Origin of the sequence: Pseudomonas putida W15Oct28, assembly GCF_000708715.2 — a bacterium.
Taxonomy (GTDB): domain Bacteria; phylum Pseudomonadota; class Gammaproteobacteria; order Pseudomonadales; family Pseudomonadaceae; genus Aquipseudomonas; species Aquipseudomonas putida_R.
The window spans coordinates 1-351 of the sequence record NZ_JENB01000105.1 but is presented as its reverse complement, the minus strand read 5'-3'; the positions used below and the strand labels follow the sequence as shown (position 1 = coordinate 351).

The 351-nt window shown below is 63.0% G+C and carries 1 protein-coding gene; it reads right to left on the bottom strand.

Translation table 11 applies throughout. The features are described from left to right. Positions 1–256: 256 nt before the first annotated feature. Positions 257–351, bottom strand: a 95-nt coding sequence (locus AK81_RS30585) for a hypothetical protein (RefSeq protein WP_241496125.1), incomplete at its 5' end; no start/stop codon positions are given.

Here is a 351-nt window from a genome sequence, read left to right as displayed (position 1 = left end):
CATGGGAACTGCTGCTGGCGATGCTGGTGTTCGAGGCGGCGTTCGGGCTGCCAGGGGTGGTGGCGGGGCCGATCTACTATGCCTACCTGAAGAGTGAGCTGAAGCGCGAAGAGCTGGTCTGATTCTGCTTCAGCCTGTACCGGCCTCTTCGCGGGCTTGCCCGCTCCCACAGGGATCGCACAGTACCTGAGACTTGTGCAGTACCTGTGGGAGCGGGCAAGCCCGCGAAGAGGCCGGTACAGGTCATAGCAATGGCTCAGGCTGCGCCGTACCGCTTGCGCGCCTCGATGGCCAGGCCGCTACCAATGCTGCCAAAGATGTTGCCTTCCACATGCCGCGCATTTGGCAGCA